General features: G+C 39.1%; 15 protein-coding genes and 1 riboswitch. Of the genes, 11 read left to right on the top strand and 4 right to left on the bottom strand.

Features of this window, described 5'->3' with window-relative positions; genetic code table 11:
* On the top strand, positions 1-429 hold the full coding sequence (locus NP781_RS12150; protein ID WP_255600819.1) for a MarR family winged helix-turn-helix transcriptional regulator: 429 nt from the start codon (positions 1-3) through the stop codon (positions 427-429).
* 446 nt (positions 430-875) lie between these two features.
* Positions 876-1649: an IclR family transcriptional regulator gene (locus NP781_RS12145; RefSeq protein WP_221680342.1), complete on the top strand. Its 774-nt coding sequence runs from the start codon at positions 876-878 to the stop codon at positions 1647-1649.
* On the opposite strand, the gene NP781_RS12140 is transcribed toward NP781_RS12145, so the two are convergent.
* Positions 1640-2875 (bottom strand): aminotransferase class V-fold PLP-dependent enzyme, encoded by a 1236-nt coding sequence (locus NP781_RS12140; protein ID WP_257522400.1) that lies wholly within the window; start codon positions 2873-2875, stop codon positions 1640-1642. The two genes, NP781_RS12145 and NP781_RS12140, sit on opposite strands and share 10 nt — an antisense overlap.
* 14 nt (positions 2876-2889) lie before the next feature.
* A complete protein-coding gene (locus tag NP781_RS12135; RefSeq protein ID WP_257522399.1) occupies positions 2890-3978 on the bottom strand; it encodes a M24 family metallopeptidase in 1089 nt (362 codons plus the stop codon).
* A 281-nt stretch (positions 3979-4259) separates the two neighbouring features.
* On the opposite strand from NP781_RS12135, the gene NP781_RS12130 reads away from it, so the two are divergent.
* The 5 genes from NP781_RS12130 to NP781_RS12110 all read left to right on the top strand — a co-directional run bounded on the left by NP781_RS12130 (position 4260) and on the right by NP781_RS12110 (position 10992).
* Entirely contained in the window at positions 4260-5195 is a 936-nt protein-coding gene (locus NP781_RS12130; RefSeq protein WP_004230561.1) for an LCP family glycopolymer transferase, read from the top strand.
* A 351-nt stretch (positions 5196-5546) separates the two neighbouring features.
* Entirely contained in the window at positions 5547-5657 is a 111-nt protein-coding gene (locus tag NP781_RS12125) for a transcriptional regulator (RefSeq protein WP_221680345.1), read from the top strand.
* Between the two features lie 150 nt (positions 5658-5807).
* Positions 5808-6368, top strand: coding sequence for a signal peptidase I (lepB, locus tag NP781_RS12120; RefSeq protein ID WP_221680346.1), 561 nt, complete (start codon positions 5808-5810; stop codon positions 6366-6368).
* Between the two features lie 399 nt (positions 6369-6767).
* Positions 6768-6867, top strand: a riboswitch (purine riboswitch).
* A gap of 74 nt (positions 6868-6941) precedes the next feature.
* Positions 6942-8132 carry an MFS transporter gene (locus NP781_RS12115; protein ID WP_004230558.1) on the top strand — a complete coding sequence of 397 codons (1191 nt, stop codon included), beginning with the start codon at positions 6942-6944 and terminating at the stop codon, positions 8130-8132.
* A gap of 253 nt (positions 8133-8385) precedes the next feature.
* Positions 8386-10992, top strand: a complete 2607-nt coding sequence (locus NP781_RS12110) for a cation-translocating P-type ATPase (RefSeq protein ID WP_221680347.1) — start codon at positions 8386-8388, stop codon at positions 10990-10992.
* Between the two features lie 45 nt (positions 10993-11037).
* On the opposite strand, the gene NP781_RS12105 is transcribed toward NP781_RS12110, so the two are convergent.
* Together NP781_RS12105 and NP781_RS12100 are read right to left on the bottom strand one after the other, a co-directional pair.
* Positions 11038-11520: a DUF3231 family protein gene (locus NP781_RS12105; RefSeq protein ID WP_255600825.1), complete on the bottom strand. Its 483-nt coding sequence runs from the start codon at positions 11518-11520 to the stop codon at positions 11038-11040.
* 97 nt (positions 11521-11617) lie between these two features.
* Positions 11618-12274, bottom strand: a complete 657-nt coding sequence (locus NP781_RS12100) for a cupin domain-containing protein (RefSeq protein ID WP_370635343.1) — start codon at positions 12272-12274, stop codon at positions 11618-11620.
* A 239-nt stretch (positions 12275-12513) separates the two neighbouring features.
* Between NP781_RS12100 and NP781_RS12095 the strand changes: the two genes are divergently transcribed.
* From NP781_RS12095 to NP781_RS12080, 4 genes are read left to right on the top strand one after another with little or no spacing between them, the layout of a single operon-like run.
* Positions 12514-12735 (top strand): WYL domain-containing protein, encoded by a 222-nt coding sequence (locus tag NP781_RS12095; protein ID WP_221680349.1) that lies wholly within the window; start codon positions 12514-12516, stop codon positions 12733-12735.
* Positions 12732-13991 (top strand): Y-family DNA polymerase, encoded by a 1260-nt coding sequence (locus tag NP781_RS12090; RefSeq protein ID WP_257522396.1) that lies wholly within the window; start codon positions 12732-12734, stop codon positions 13989-13991. Before NP781_RS12095 ends, NP781_RS12090 begins: the two co-directional genes overlap by 4 nt.
* Before the next feature lie 11 nt (positions 13992-14002).
* Positions 14003-14338, top strand: a complete 336-nt coding sequence (locus NP781_RS12085; RefSeq protein ID WP_009370357.1) for a YolD-like family protein — start codon at positions 14003-14005, stop codon at positions 14336-14338.
* The gene (locus NP781_RS12080; RefSeq protein WP_221680351.1) at positions 14322-14675 is read left to right on the top strand and encodes a YhjD family protein; all 354 of its coding nucleotides are present in this window, start codon (positions 14322-14324) and stop codon (positions 14673-14675) included. The genes NP781_RS12085 and NP781_RS12080 overlap by 17 nt, the downstream gene beginning before the upstream one ends.
* Positions 14676-14724 lie beyond the last annotated feature (49 nt).

Below are 14724 nucleotides of genomic sequence, written 5' to 3'. Positions count from 1 at the left end.
TTGAAACAGACAAATATTTTTAAACTGATTCATATGATTGAACAGGTGAACAATGCGAATATTATACGTTTTACAAAAGCGTTCCCATATCCTTTAGGAATTTCACCAATTTTAGTTTTAAATGAGCTACATGTCAAAGGCCCACAAAAACAAGCCGAGTTAGCTGAGACAATCGGCTATACAAAAGGTGCTATGACGAGCATTGCTGAAAAGCTGGTCAAGCTTGGATTAGCAGAAAGACTATATGATCCATCCGACCGTCGCACCATTCGCTTACAAATTACAGACGAGGGTCAAAGTGCTTTAGCAAAGGCTCAATCTATCGGGAAAGAGGTCTTTGTACAGCTTTTTGAAGTATTAGATGACGAGGAAATTACCCAATACTTGCGGATTCAAGAAAAATTAGTACAGGGTATTCAGCAGAAATAGCCATGTAAAAAAATCAACCTACCTTTTAAGAGATGGGTTGATTTTTCATTGTTCAGGCGGATAGCCCTCCTTTTTTGCGGAATAGAATGGCTCTAAGTGGATAGAATGTCCAAACTCGCGGATAAAACTCAATATGTGACGGATAGAAAGAGGATTCTGACGGATAGCCTTCTTTATTAGCGTGATAGAATGGCTCTAAGTGGATAAAATGTTCAAACTGGCGGATAAAACTCAATATATGACGGATAGAAAGAGGATTCTAGCGGATAGCCTTCTTTATTAGTGTGATAGCCATGCTCTGCACAATCCGAATGTCCAGAGGAACTGCTTGAAATGAAATCGTGCATTTAAAATCTAATTGTAAAATAGTTGAATTTATTGAAAATTGTCCGTGTTCATTTTATAATCAAAATACGGTTCTATTATAGAGACATTTGAGGTGTGAAATGACATTAAAAACATTAGATAACTCATTGGAGGTACTGAAATATTTTAATAAGGAAAATCCTACATGGGGTGTTCGTGAGCTAGCGAAAGAGATGGATATTAGTCACTCCATTATTTATCGGATTTTAGCAACCTTCGAAAAACAAGGCTTTCTTATTCAAAATCCGGAGACAAAAAAATATGAATTAGGGCTTCGCTTTCTAGAATATGGCCAGATGGTTAAAGATAAATTAAATCTTTCTGACTTTGTTTTACCAATTATGATCAACCTTGCAGATACCATTAAAGAATCCGTATTTTTAACTTGGCTGGATGGCACAGATGGTGTCACAGTAGAAATAGCTGAGAGCTCTCAAACCATTAAGTTTTCAGTGTCGATTGGCACGCGGACACCACTACATATCGGGGCATCTTGTAAAGTCATCATGGCTTATCTACCTGAAGAGAGAAAAAAGGAGATCATGGAACATGGGATGAAAAGATTAACTCCTGAAACCATTACTGACCCTGATGAAATGTTAGCCGATTTAGAAAAAATACAACAGCAAGGCTGGTGCTTTTCAACGGGAGAGTACTCTCATTCAGTATTTGGGATAGGTGTACCTCTTTTTAATAGTAAAAAAGAAGTCATTGCCTCTTTAACAATTGCTGGTCCTATTTATCGTAAGCCAACAGAGGAGAAATTACCTGAAATGGTGAATGTTCTTCAATACGGAGCGATGAATATTCAACGGTATTTCGATCAATACAGCTTTAAATTATATCATGAATAAGCATGAAAAAGAGGCTCAAGATAGACATTAACTATCTTGAGCCTTTGCTTGGATTTTTTCATAATGGATACGGCCTTGTCAATTTCTTCAAACGTATTAAAATAGTGTGGTGAAAAACGGGCCATTTTAGAAATCTGATTGCGTTCCATGATGGTATTCGCCATAAATGTGCCAGCTTCAATGATGACCCCGTGCTCTGCTAAAGCATTGGTTAGCTCATCTGGTGACAGCCCTTCAATGTTAAACGGCGTAATCGATAATCGATGAGCACTATTTTGAGGACCATATAAGACAATGTTTGGAATGGTTGCAAGCTGTTCAATTAAATAGTTTGTTAGCTGCTTTACACGATCATATATGTGGTGGATACCAATATTGTTCGCATAATCAATAGCTGCACCTAATCCAAAAATACTTGGAATGATTGGACAACCTGGCTCAAAACGTTTAGCGGTTTCTAAAAAAGAATAGGCATTGTTCTGATAATCCCACTGGGTGCTGCCCCAGCCAATCATAATAGGCGTCAATGTTGGAATGAGTGCTTCTCGTACATATAAAATACCTGATCCTTCAGGGCCGCGTAGCCATTTCCGCCCACATGCAACTAGAAAGTCACAGCCAAGTTCGGCAACATTAATCGGTGTTAAACCAAGTGTTTGATTGGCATTCATCAATGTTAGTACATGGTGTTGCTGGGCGAGCTGACATATTTCTTTGGCGGGCTGGAGTGCCCCAGCAGCATTAGACATATGGGCAAAGGTAATCAATTTCGTTTGTGGTGTAATGAGTTGCTCAAGTGCATATAAATCTACCATATATTCATCATTGGTTTTTAACACTTTCAGCTGTACCCCTTGCTGCTGAAGGGCAAGCCAAGGCACATAGTTACTCAACATTTCTGTGTCGAGCACTATGACCTCATCTCCCTGTTTCCATTGCAAGCCCCCTGCGACATAATTAATCGCCACTGAACCGTTTGGTACAAAGGCAATTTCCTCTTTTGTTGCGCCGATGAACAATGCGGCTTTTTCTCGAATACGCTCTACTTGCGCATACGTTTCTTGACGAAAGGAGGGCAAGTAGGGACCAATACTTGCTTGTTTTTGGAGATAGCTAGTCATCTCATCCACTACTGGCTGTGGCATGGCAGATGCAGCAGCTGTGTTTAGGTAAATATAGTGTTCAAGTAGTGGCATATCCTGTTGTATTTTCCTCATATCGATCATTGTACACACCAACCTTATAAAATGATTAATTCTTTCGAATAGGTCATGAAATTTTCGTAACCATTTTCTGTGACGATTAAATTATCCTCGATACGAACACCACCAACATCCTGCACATAGATACCTGGCTCCACGGTAAAGGCCATGCCTGGCTTTAACACTAGCTGATTACGCTGCATCATATAAGGCTCTTCATGTGCACTTAAACCAATGCCATGGCCAAGTCGGTGTGTGAAATAATCGCCATAGCCAGCATCGCGAATAATGTCTCTTGCCAGATCATCAATGGCATGAGCTGTCATACCTGGTTTTATGGCTGCTATGGCTGTTTCATTTGCTTGCTTCACAATACTATAAATGGTTTTGAGCGTTGGTGAAACTTCTCCTAAAGCAACTGTTCTAGTCATATCCGCCACATAGCCCTTATAAATCGCGCCAAAATCTATGACGATTAATTCACCTGTCTCTATTTTTTTCATGCTCGCTCTACCATGAGGCAGTGCACCTCGATAACCAGAAGCAACAATGGTTCCAAAAGGTGTTCCCTCTGATCCACGTCGTCTCATTTCATATTCTAATTGGGCTGCGACTTCCATCTCTGAAATACCAGCTTGAATAATCGGTAATGTGGCTGCAAGACTTTCTTCGACGATCTGTACAGCCTGACGCATGAAGGCTATTTCGTGTTCATCTTTCTCCATACGTATATCACGAATGGTTTCACCGATATCACATAAAGTGTCATATGTAAGGTTTTCGATAGCTTTCTGTTCCTTCACGCGCATGGTGTCAAACTCAACGCCAAGTGTCTGCGCTGTTCCTAGTTCTTTTTTTAGTTGCTGGATGGCCTGTGACGGTCCTTCCTCATCCGAATAGGATAAGATTGTCCCACCATTCCGCAAGTCAACTTTTGTTAATTCTACTTGTGGAACGAGAAAGTATAATTGATGGTGAGCAGTAATAGCGGCTACCGTTAGGCGTTCACTTTGCTTTAACTGAAGACCTGTAAAATAATACATGCTTGACCCTGGCACTAGCACTGCTACATCAATTGACTGTTGCTGCATACGGGAAACGAGCTGATCTCTTCTTTTCTGAAACATTGAGTGATCCCTCCTAAAAACGTTTCTATTATAGAGACGTTGTATCTGAAAATTAGTATATATCAACAATAATGAATTTTCAATAAATTAAGATAGCATCATTTTGATAGAGGAGAAAGAAGATAATTGACAAATGAGGGAATAGTATGTTGTAAATTTAGTAAATACTAGTGTACGTCTTTTTTTCGTTCATTATGCATATAAGTAGACTAGATAAACTTTTTTCCAACTTAATACGTCAAAAAGAGGGGCAAAATTGTTAAGCAAGAAAGGACTTATGTATGGAAAAAAACATGAAACGCTCAAAAGAGAAAAAGAGCAAGAAAAAATTATGGCTGTGGATTGTTGGTAGCCTATTAGCAATTTTTTTAATTTTTATAGGTACTGCCTACTTTACCATCCAAAAAACTATGAATAAAATAAATACACCACTTATTCAAACAACAGATGCAGCACAACCAGAAGAAAAAACAGTGATTAAAAAAGATCCATTTTCGGTTCTAATGCTTGGGGTCGATGAACGAAAAGATGATAGTGGACGTTCCGATACCATGATTGTAATCACTGTGAATCCTGAAAAGCAGACGATGAAAATGCTTAGTATACCCCGTGATACTCGAACAGAAATCGTTGGTCATGATACGGTAGATAAGATTAATCATGCCTATGCCTTTGGAGGCGTCCCTATGGCTGTGGATACGGTCGAAAATTTTTTAAATATACCCATTGATTATTATGTTTTTATTAATATGGAGGGTTTTTTACAAATTATTGACACGCTGGGTGGCGTAACAATCGATAATGATATGGATTTAACCTTTGACGAATACCATTATCCAAAGGGAGAAATCACATTAGATGGTAATGAGGCCCTTATTTTTTCTCGTATTCGTTATGAAGATCCTCGAGGTGATTTTGGACGCCAAATTCGACAACGTCAAATCATTGAAGCGGTGATGAAAAAAGCCTCCACACCATCAACATTATTAAAAGCAACCGATATGTTGAATGTACTAGGTGACAATGTTCGCATGAATTTTTCGGTGAAGGATCTTATTCAGCTACAAAGTATTTATAAAAAAATGGATAAGGATATTGAGCAGTTATCGTTTGAAGAGGGAGACGGTGAAAGGATTAACCGCATTTGGTATTATATTCCGAATGAGGCAGAGCTTCAAAAAATACAAACGGATTTAAAAAACCATTTACAAAAATAAGGAAGCAAGTTGCTTACAAATGTCGCATACTAGTTGTAAACTTTTTGGCCACGAAGGGAGGGAGATGAATGAATGGGAGGACCCAGGTGCTGAGGTATACAGCGCTGAATCATTGCATGCAAAGCTATGTACCTAAACGTAAAGTGCGAAAAAATCCAGTCCAATCAGCAATAAGAGGCCTACAAGTATTATGTTTAAAATTATTTATGTAAGGGATAAAAAATCATTCAGGTAGGGTGCATGCCTAGTTGAATGATTTTTTTGCTGTTATTCATCATTTTTCGATATTTCTTGAAATATCAGAAAATTAAGTGTATACTGACATTAGAAATGGTTAAAGGAGTGATTGTGATGATTATAGGCACAATTTTATTAGCATTTGCATTACCAGTGGGTATCGTATTAGCAGTAGATTTATTAAACGAGCAGCATCACTCTACCACACAAACTAACCATTCATAACGATGAAACAGCAAAATATCAATTTCTAGACAATGTTACTTTGTAGCCTTGTCTATTTTTCTATGAATAGGAAACAATTTGTGTGATTCATTCGTCAATAATAGTGAGAAAATGTTATACTATTAAAAAAAACAGTATCGGGGAATGAGCATGCAAGCGGAAAAACCATCCAATCTAAAAAAAGAAATAGTATCCTACATCAAAATTATTGTCATTACAGCTGTTGTTGTTTTTGGCTGTAAGCAATTCTTATTTGCGCCGATTAAAGTGCAGGGAGCATCCATGTATCCAACTTATCACGATAAGGATATTATTATTGTAAGCAAAACAAGTAAAATCGAGCGCTTCGATCAAATTGTTTTCCAATCACCTGTCGAAGATGAGTTATATATTAAACGTGTCATTGGTCTTCCAGGGGATAAAGTGGAAATGAAAGATGATGTATTGTACGTCAATGGCAAAGCATACAAAGAAGATTATGTGAACCGTCAAACGGATGATCCTAATCAATTACGCATTACGGAAAACTTTACATTGGAACAATTAGTGAATGAAAAAGAAGTGCCGGAGGGCATGTATTTTGTGCTTGGTGACAATCGCTTAAAAAGTAGTGACAGTCGCCATTATGGTTTAATTTCAGAGGATGCTGTATATGGTGAATCAAAATTAATACTCTATCCATTTAGTCATTTTCATATTGGCTCAAAATGATGAAAAAAGAGGTCACTCCATTGAGTAGCCTCTTTTTTATTGTTGGGGTAAATCGGTACAGCTTTTATACGTGGGATAATAGACACAAATCCTTGAATTTTCAACGGTTTCCTTGATGGGCGATGGCTTACTTTTCATGGGAGATTGCATTGCTGGTTCTTCATTTGTGAACGCTTCTTCTACTAATTCTACGCCATAAAATAGTATTAAAAAATAGCAGACAAATCCTACTATACGCAAACAATCACCTCGTAAAATAGTTATTGTATGTTACTATATATGGTCAAATTCGTCGAAATATAAGCAGAAAATCGAAATTTTCTCTTGCCCAAAAGATTTTTAAAGGCAATGAGTTCTATGAAAAAAGTTATTGTCAATGAAATTTTGATGTGCTACTATAGCTAAAGTAAATATTTGATCTGTATAACCTCAATAATATGGATTGAGGGTCTCTACCAGGAACCATAAAATCCTGACTACAAAACTTTGCTTCATTTTTGTAGTCAGGATTTTTTTAGTTTGTTTTAAAACAATCTCCTACAAAAATGAACGTGTAACGAAGGGGAGATTACGATGAATTGGAGAGTTTATATTCTTGCTGTGACTACCTTTGCAGTAGGGTTAGTTGAATTAATTGTTGGCGGAATCCTGCCAAATATTGCAGAGGATTTAGATGTGTCTTTAGCGACGGCGGGACAATTAATTACTATTTTTGCACTTGTTTATGCGATTTCTGCGCCTGTCCTACTATCCTTGACAGCCAAGGTGGAGCGGAAGCGCTTATTCCTTATTTCTTTATTTATTTTTACGTTAGGAAATCTAATGACCTTCTTCAGTACAACGTTTATCATTGTGCTAATCGCACGTATTTTCACAGCTATGAGTACAGCGTTAGTGATTGTTTTATCATTAACGATTACAACTAAAATCGTAGAGCCTCGCCATCGTGCTAAAGCACTGGGGCTTGTTTTTATGGGTGTAAGTTCTGCGCTGGTGATCGGTGTGCCAATGGGTATTTTTATTACAGAAGCGTTTGGCTGGCGAGCCGTATTTTTAGGTATTAGTATCCTATCAACGATTTCAATGATATTAATTGCTTTATTACTTGAAAAAATGCCAATTGGAGAAGTAGTGCCACTCAAGGCGCAAATCAAATCGCTGGCGAATTTAAAAATCCTGACAGCACAGTTAACTACCCTATTTATGCTAGCGGGTCATTACATGCTTTACGCCTATTTAACACCATTTTTAGTAGAGGCATTTGATATGAATGCTTCATGGATTAGTATTTGTTACTTAATCTTTGGTATTGCCTCTGTTAGTGGGAATGCTGTAGGTGGATGGGTGAGTGATAAAATTGGCACAAGTAAAGCCATTATTTTAATTGTCTCAGCTTTTGCCATTGTCTTATTTAGTATTCCTTATACAATTATTGCCCTTCCACTGTTTTTAGTATTTACGGTTTTATGGGGTGCGTTGAGCTGGGCACTGACACCGCCATTACAAAATTACTTAATTCAAGCAGATCCTCAATCATCGGATATTCAGCAAAGCTTAAATACAGCAGCCCTGCAAATTGGTATTTCTATCGGATCAGCAGTGGGTGGCGCAATGTTTGCTTGGACAGGATCCGTTATGCACCTAGCTAGCTTTGGTACGATTCTAGTTCTTTGTGCATTAGGCTGCGCCATCTTTTCTATTAAAAGGGCACCTCTTGGACAGGAGCAGCACGTAGATTATCAGTCAGCACATCATAATTCATAATCAAGCAATAGCCCTGAAAGGTATTGGGAAAGCCATCCCAATACCTTTTTAATTGGTTGGCATGAATCTATTTTCGTACACTTCCCAAAATTAAATTCTCTATGGTTTCTTAGCATACTCTAATTACCTATGGAATAGATTGTTGTAGTTAATGAATTTACAGATTTGAGAAGTTTGAGATTTTAAGAACGAATATTATTTTTAAGAAAAATAGTAGGAGACTTTCAAATCTTGTAAATGGAAGGAGAACTCAATGACTGAATATCATCAACAATCATCTGCTGAAGTCATGAAGATATTGAACGTCACCACGCAAGGTTTGACTGATGATGACGTCCAAAAGAGGCAACAAGTCTATGGCTATAATGTATTAGAGGAAGGGCAAAAAACAAGTACGTTGGCTGTTTTTATGGGCCAATTCAAAGATTTATTGGTCATCATTTTACTCGTTGCTGCCGTCGTTTCCTTTCTACTAGGAGAAGTAGAAAGCACCATTGTGATCATGATCGTGGTTATTTTAAATGCCATTTTAGGTACAGTGCAGCATGTGAAGGCCGAACAATCATTAGATAATCTGAAAGCATTGACCTCTCCCATTGCCAAGGTCATGCGTAATAATCAACTAGTAGAAATTCCTTCTGAAGAAATTGTAGTAGGCGACCTTCTGATGTTGGAGGCGGGAGATTATATTAATGCGGATGGAAGACTACTAGAAAGCCATAATTTACACATCAACGAAAGCTCTCTTACAGGCGAATCAATTGCTGTGGCAAAAAGTACAGACCCCATTCGGAAACAGAATATCACCATTGCGGATAAGAAAAATATGGTGTACTCAGGAAGTTTTGTGACCAATGGACGTGGCATCGTGATGGTTACGGCAATTGGGATGCAGACGGAAATCGGAAAAATTGCGAATTTACTCGATACAGCCAAGGAAAAGAAAACGCCATTACAAATTAGTCTCGATCAATTCGGTGAAAAATTAGCCTTAGGAATTACGCTAATTTGTTTAGCAATCTTTACGATTGATCTTATCCGAGGACGAGCATTAGTGGAGTCCTTTATGTTTGCTGTATCTCTTGCTGTGGCGGCTATCCCTGAGGCTTTAAGTTCTATCGTGACCATTGTATTAGCTTTTGGCACCCAAAAGATGGCAAAGGAAAATGCGATCATCCGCAAGCTTTATGCTGTGGAGAGCTTGGGGAGTGTATCGGTCATCTGTTCTGATAAAACAGGTACTTTAACAGAAAATAAAATGGTGGTACAGGAAGTTTTTGTGGACCAGAAGAAAATTCCTCATGATTGGCTCAATCCAATAAATCCAGTGGAAAAAGAGCTAATGGTAAAAGCGCTTTTATGTAGTGATGCTGTCGAGCGTGACCAGAAGGAGATTGGTGATCCTACAGAAATTGCGCTCGTGAAATTGGGGAAACAGTATGGTTTAGATGAATTGAAGATACGTGAGCAATATCCACGATTGGCTGAAATTCCATTTGATTCGACGAGGAAGCTTATGAGCACTGTCAATCAGATGGACAAGCAGCCCATCATGATTACCAAAGGGGCTCTGGATGTACTCTTACCAAAAGTGACGCGAATCAAAACATCAACAGGTATTTTTGAGATAACCCCGCAGCATCGCCAGAAAATCGAGGCGGTGAATCGCGATTTTTCTATGAATGGTTTAAGGGTGCTAGCCATTGCTTATAAGGAGGTATTGCCTCTACAAAAAGTCGATCCACAAGCAGAACGAGATTTAATCTTTGTCGGCTTAGTAGCGATGATGGACCCTCCAAGAAAAGAGTCGAAAGAGGCTGTGGAAAGCTGTATAAAGGCAGGTATTAAACCCGTCATGATTACAGGAGACCATAAAATTACAGCAACCGCGATTGCCGAACAAATTGGTATTTTGCAAAATCCAGCTGAAGCTATAGAGGGACATGCGCTCGAAGGCTTAACGGATCAAGAGCTGCAAGATAAAGTACAGGATTATTCTGTTTATGCCCGTGTTACACCCGCCCAAAAAATTCGAATTGTTAAAGCATGGCAGGATAAAGGACATGTGGTTGCCATGACAGGAGACGGTGTCAATGATGGACCTGCTTTGAAGCAAGCTGATATTGGGGTGGCTATGGGTGTAACAGGCACAGAGGTTGCAAAAGATGCCTCATCCATGATTTTAACGGATGATAATTTTTCAACAATTGTTAAAGCAATCGCCAATGGCCGTAGCATCTATACAAATATTAAAAATGCCATTCTGTTCTTATTATCTGGAAATGCAGGCGCTATTTTTGTCGTGTTATATGCAACGGTTCTGGGCTTACCTGTTCCTTTTGCACCTGTCCATCTTCTATTCATCAACTTATTAACAGATAGTCTGCCTGCTATTGCCATCGGTTTAGAGCCAAATAATAAGAAAACAATGAAGGACAAGCCTAGAAACATTCATACCCCTTTATTAAATAAAGCCTTTACCACACAAGTTGTGCTTGAAGGGATATTAATCGCCATTTCCACCATTATTGCGTTTCAAATCGGTTTATCGACAGGCGATACGTTAACAGCAAGCACGATGGCCTTTACAACACTATGCCTGTCAAGGTTAGTGCATGGCTTTAATTCTCGATCCAAACAATCTATCTTTGCGATTGGTGTATTTTCGAATAAATATACGTGGTTCGCCTTTATCATTGGTGTGCTAAGTTTACACATGGTCTTATTTATGCCGATGCTTACAACGGTCTTTGAGGTAGCTCCATTAACACCAGCACAGCTAGGCTTTATTTATAGCCTGTCGGTGTTACCATTCCTAGTCAATCAATGGTATAAGCTACTGTTCGTAAGAAATCGATAAAGATTAAAAAAAGCTTCCGTTAGGTATTCAAACGGAGGCTTCTTTTTAGTGTGTAGAGGCTAATAACCAGCCTTTACTCTTACTTAGGTCAATCAATTTCGCTCCAAGTAGGGCATAACGCATATGGAGTTCACCATATTTGGTTAGATGTGTTTTCTTTACTGCTAGTTCTAAAGCTTGGCTTACGGCAATCAAAGAGGAGGCAATATTCATCGATAAAATAGCACTTATTTCGCCATCATTAATGAAAGATTTTCCACGAATATCCGTTATTTTCATTTTACTGTATTCTATCGATGCTGTTGGTGCCAGCACACCGTTTTCCTTTAATAGCAGGGTTAACTGTTTATTTTCCTCTTTTAAACATTGAATAAATTCCAATGTAAGGATTTTTAAGTTTTTATCACGCGTATGCTTAAAAAAAGCATGACTGGAAGCAATATAGCCTTGATTGATCCCAAGCTGTGACCAAAGCTTGAAAATCTCCTTAAATTGTAGCGATGCTAGATTTTCATTTATCATTGTCATCCTGACACTTCCTAACTCTTAGTTTGATTTAAGATTAGGATGTAGCAGTAAATGACATTCTATTCATCTTTTACAATAAAAAATGAATAAGAGGTCGCTAATAGTAGGTACCATAAGGGTACAAAGGAGGGTAACGGTAGGGATAAGGGTATGGACATGGTTTCATATATTGCTGTGGCATGGTTGGTTTATAAGGGGCTTGATCCGTTGCTGACTCGATTCGATTACAGCTTTTTGCTGGTCCAATATAAGTCGTAGGAACAATCGGTGCAATCGTTTTCTTCCATTGTTCTTCATCTAAACAATACGTATGGGCCATCATATGGGCTGGTGTGAATTTTAAGATATCAGAGCCTAAAATGACCTCAGGCGTTGGCGCATCAAAAATAGCAAGTAGATGCGTGTCATCTTCTGTGGCTACTTCATAATGCCACCAGCCCTGTGGGACATTGGCAACCTGCCCAGGCTTGATAGGATAGTGTTGAATTTTCTTGGTAAATGGATTCAATAGAGAAACCGTTGCTGCTCCTGCAATACAATAGACAAGCTCTGCTGCATTTTGATGGTAATGTGGCTCGATGACATTGTCTTTACTTAAAAAAATATCAAGTAAAGATGTATTTTCTAATGTATTTAATTGTTCCACACCGAGAATATTAATGTAATTTCGGGAGTCTTTTTTAAAAAGCGTACTTTTATTGACATCAAAAGTGAACGCTGCAGAAGGGGAGCTATAATCGATGTTTGAGCTGATACTTACATCCTTTCTCATATAAATTGAGCTATTCATCATCATAGATTATGTTTTAGGTGCTCCTAGACTTACACAAATGCCTAGCTACAGCTAGCCTCTGTCTGGATAAAAATTAGCTAAAATTACCACTTCTATTTCAGAACATACGTGCGTATAATAAAAACACAAACGTTTGTTCTTGGTTGTTAAAAACTCTGTTCAACATGAATGAAAACAGAGTCAGTAAAGGAGCATTCAACATGAAAGAGCAGTTGAGAAAAGCCATGCATCGTCACCAAATCTTCCACATGATGTATATAGCGGAATCAGGTGCCATTACGAAAAGGCGCGTGAAAATCATCCACATTAAAGGTGATTCCTTTACCGCCTTTTGTTTTACAAGGCTAGCGAAGCGTACGTTTCGTATTAACAATGTTCTAGCCCTTCTGCCCATTCTCCAACGGGAGTCTGAGGTAATATGAATTACAACGATTTCCCACAGAAAGATATTTTTTGTATTGATATGAAGTGCTTTTATGCAAGTTGTATTGCCATGCTAGAAGGGCTAGATGTGCTGACAGATCCAATTGCCGTCATCGGTAATTTTGAACAACCTGGCAGTATTGTGCTGGCTGCATCACCAGTGATGAAAGAAAAATTTAACATTAAAACAGGGAATAGACGTTATGAAATTCCCAAACATCCAGATATTAAGTTGTTTGAACCAAAAATGTCCTTTTTTCTAGAGATGTCCATGGCCATTACGCGTCTGATTGCACAATATGTCCCTCCAGAGGCGATCCATGTTTATAGTGTGGATGAAAGCTTTATAGATCTAACAGGCACGGAGCAACTTTGGGGTTCGCCTGAGCAGGTAGCCAAATTGATTCAGGAAGACATCTATGAAAAGTTTCGCATTCCGTCCGCCATTGGCATGGGACCAAACATGTTGATGGCTAAATTAGCATTAGATTTAGAGGCAAAAAAAACAGGCTTTGCCAAATGGACCTATGCCGATGTGCCAACAAAGCTTTGGCCCGTGCGTCCTCTGTCTGATATGTGGGGGATTGGGAAACAGATGGCAGCCAATTTAAATGCGATGGGCATCCAAACAGTCGGTGGATTAGCCCATGCCGATTTAGCCGAATTAGAAAAGCGCTTTGGTATTATGGGTAATCAATACTATTACCATGCATGGGGCATTGATCTCTCCACATTAGGTGAGCCATTAGTGAACAATGCGGCATTAAGCTTTGGGAAGGGCCAAATGCTCATGAAGGATTATCACACACGAAGGGATATTGCGGTTGTACTCCTAGAAATGTGTGAGGATGTGATGCGACGTACACGGGAAGCAGGCTATGTCGGGCGGACTGTTAGCTTGGGGCTCTCTTACAGTCGCAATGCGATGACGAAAGGGTTCCATCGCTCAAGAACCATCGAAAGTCCAACCAATGAGACTCTTGTTATGTATCAGGCTTGTCTGGCCTTACTAGATGAGCATTTTGCGGGTGAGCCAGCGCGTCAATTATCTGTTAGACTGACAAACTTAGAGCCAGAACGTAGCATTCAGCTTGATTTATTTGATGAGCGTAAGGACCAGCGGCAGGTCATTGGTCATGTCATGGATGCGATTCGTAGAAAATATGGAGTGGTGGCCTTATTACGAGCAGCCTCCTATACCAGCGCTGGTACGGCTATTTCACGGAATCGCTTAGTGGGCGGGCATTTAGCATAAGGAGTGGAAAAATGATAAGAGATAGAGGAACGATGAAATGGACAGCAATGATGCTACCAGAGCATTTAATGCTTTTGAAGGCATGGAAACAAGAGGTGTTGACAGAGTTGCCTCGGGAACATGCTGAATGGGAGCTTGAAGAATTACAGCAAATAATCACACAAGCATTCACACAGCATAACTATATTATGTTGACTATATGGGAACATGGTAACTATGTGCAATGGGGAGGTACCATTCAAGCGATGAACGAGGACCAGCTGCTACTAGAAACCATTACCACAACGAAGCACATCCCATTAAGATACATTTATGCTGCTCGTATAGAAGATGATGGATGTGATTAATGGAGAGCAACGACGATTATTACATCAATTTTTGCTGCTTGATTTAGCTGTGAAATCCTTGCAGCACGATCTAACAGTGGCGGAGCATTTTAAGATGAAGCGTGTATTCTTACCTGCTATGGATGCTTTATTAAAGCAGCTACACAATGATTATTTTCAATTAAAACGTCAGCTCGCTCAACAAAAAATACGATTAGTTGGCTGGCATCGAATTGATGATTACTTTAGTGATGTGCAGGTGGCTACCGCAGGCAATGATGAGGTACTACGCTATGCCAATCAAGCGTTAAAAACCCAAGTCGAAGAGCTAATGAATAAACATTTACACAATGCCTAGGCTTACGTCTACGACGAAAAAGCCAAAAGCTGATGACAGGAGTGGTCAG

This window comes from Lysinibacillus sp. FN11 (assembly GCF_024628845.1).
In the GTDB taxonomy this organism is placed as follows: domain Bacteria; phylum Bacillota; class Bacilli; order Bacillales_A; family Planococcaceae; genus Lysinibacillus; species Lysinibacillus capsici.
Note: the sequence above shows the minus strand (reverse complement) of the source record. Positions and strands in the feature narration are given on the sequence as shown.

Excerpts from the sequence above, each read along its gene's own strand:
- NP781_RS12145 (WP_221680342.1), top strand. The coding sequence starts at position 876 with ATGACATTAAAAACATTAGATAACTCATTGGAGGTACTGAAATATTTT.
- NP781_RS12140 (WP_257522400.1), bottom strand. The coding sequence starts at position 2,875 with ATGATCGATATGAGGAAAATACAACAGGATATGCCACTACTTGAACAC.
- NP781_RS12135 (WP_257522399.1), bottom strand. The coding sequence starts at position 3,978 with ATGTTTCAGAAAAGAAGAGATCAGCTCGTTTCCCGTATGCAGCAACAG.
- NP781_RS12130 (WP_004230561.1), top strand. The coding sequence starts at position 4,260 with ATGGAAAAAAACATGAAACGCTCAAAAGAGAAAAAGAGCAAGAAAAAA.
- NP781_RS12125 (WP_221680345.1), top strand. The coding sequence starts at position 5,547 with ATGATTATAGGCACAATTTTATTAGCATTTGCATTACCAGTGGGTATC.
- lepB (WP_221680346.1), top strand. The coding sequence starts at position 5,808 with ATGCAAGCGGAAAAACCATCCAATCTAAAAAAAGAAATAGTATCCTAC.
- NP781_RS12115 (WP_004230558.1), top strand. The coding sequence starts at position 6,942 with ATGAATTGGAGAGTTTATATTCTTGCTGTGACTACCTTTGCAGTAGGG.
- NP781_RS12110 (WP_221680347.1), top strand. The coding sequence starts at position 8,386 with ATGACTGAATATCATCAACAATCATCTGCTGAAGTCATGAAGATATTG.
- NP781_RS12105 (WP_255600825.1), bottom strand. The coding sequence starts at position 11,520 with ATGACAATGATAAATGAAAATCTAGCATCGCTACAATTTAAGGAGATT.
- NP781_RS12095 (WP_221680349.1), top strand. The coding sequence starts at position 12,514 with ATGAAAGAGCAGTTGAGAAAAGCCATGCATCGTCACCAAATCTTCCAC.
- NP781_RS12090 (WP_257522396.1), top strand. The coding sequence starts at position 12,732 with ATGAATTACAACGATTTCCCACAGAAAGATATTTTTTGTATTGATATG.
- NP781_RS12085 (WP_009370357.1), top strand. The coding sequence starts at position 14,003 with ATGATAAGAGATAGAGGAACGATGAAATGGACAGCAATGATGCTACCA.
- NP781_RS12080 (WP_221680351.1), top strand. The coding sequence starts at position 14,322 with ATGATGGATGTGATTAATGGAGAGCAACGACGATTATTACATCAATTT.